This is a genomic window from Polaromonas sp. UBA4122, from assembly GCA_002381615.1.
Classification (GTDB): Bacteria; Pseudomonadota; Gammaproteobacteria; order Burkholderiales; family Burkholderiaceae_C; genus Polaromonas.
In genome coordinates this window covers 1-1,373 of the sequence record DFWY01000164.1, presented here as the reverse complement: position 1 = coordinate 1,373, position 1,373 = coordinate 1, and the positions used below count along the sequence as shown (strand labels likewise).

At 60.3% G+C, this 1,373-nt stretch carries 1 protein-coding gene; it reads left to right on the top strand.

Features of this window, described 5'->3' with window-relative positions:
* Nucleotides 1–204: 204 nt before the first annotated feature.
* Nucleotides 205–1,373, top strand: a 1,169-nt coding sequence (gene proS, locus B3F77_RS19560; RefSeq protein WP_293606568.1) for a proline--tRNA ligase, incomplete at its 3' end; no start/stop codon positions are given.

The window sequence follows — 1,373 nt, the reverse complement described above, 5'->3', positions numbered from 1 at the left end:
GCCACGAGTGGGTACGGATACGCTTGCCCCAAAATACCTGACTTCTCTGGTTGAGCAAGACGATGCCGACGTTGGGCCTAAAGCCGTCCCGGTCAAGCATAATCAAACCTCAATTTTTTTAAACTGAGTCCATTATGCACAGCGAAGGCACTAGCGCCAAGCTCAGGGCATGGCTTCAGCACCCTAAACCCAGAAAAATAGCCCATGAAAGCCTCCCAGTTCTTCATCTCCACCCTCAAGGAAGCCCCTGCTGACGCAGAAGTCGTCAGCCATCAGCTCATGATGCGCGCTGGCCTGATCAAAAAACTGGGCGCCGGCATTTACAACTACATGCCCATGGGCTTGCGCGTGATCCGCAAAGTCGAGGCGATTGTTCGTGAGGAAATGAACCGGGCCGGTGCCGTGGAAATGAGCATGCCGGTGATCCAGCCGGCCGAGCTCTGGCAGGAAACGGGTCGCTTTGAAAAAATGGGCCCTGAGATGCTGCGCATCAAGGACCGCCATGGCCGCGATTACGTGGTCCAGCCGACCAGCGAAGAAGTCATCACCGACGTGATGCGCCAGGACATCAAAAGCTACAAGCAGCTGCCGAAAAACCTGTACCAGATCCAGACCAAATTCCGCGACGAGCGCCGCCCGCGTTTTGGCCTGATGCGGGGGCGCGAATTCCTCATGAAAGACGCCTACAGCTTTGACCGCGACCAGGCCAGCGCCAAAGCCAGCTACCAGGTCATGGCGCAGGCTTACCGCCGGATTTTTGACCGCTTTGGCCTGACCTACCGCGCCGTGGCTGCTGACAGCGGGGCGATTGGCGGCGACCTGAGCGAAGAGTTCCAGGTGATTGCCGCCACGGGCGAAGACGCCATCGTCTACTGCCCCGGCAGCGACTACGCGGCCAACATGGAAAAGGCCGAAGCGCTGGCGCCCGAGGGCCCGCGCAGCGCCCCATCGCAGGCCATGGCGAAAACGCCAACACCGGGAAAGGCTACTTGCGCCGATGTGGCCGAACTGCTGGGACAGCCGCTGGCACGCACCGTCAAGTCGCTGGTGCTGGCCACTGATGAACTCAACGACTACGACGAAGTGGTCAAAACCCGGGTCTGGCTGCTGCTGCTGCGCGGCGACCATGACATGAACGAGGTCAAAGTCGGCAAGCTGCCTGGGCTCGACGCCGGTTTCCGCTTTGCCACTGGGGCTGAAATCGAAGATCACTTCGGCTGCATGCCGGGTTACCTGGGACCTGTGGGCCTGAAAAAGCCGCTCAACATCGTGGCCGACCGTGAGGTGGCGGTGCTGGGCGACTGGATTTGCGGCGCCAATGAAGTGGACTTCCACATCACCGGCGTCAACTGGGGCCGTGACCTGCCCGAGCC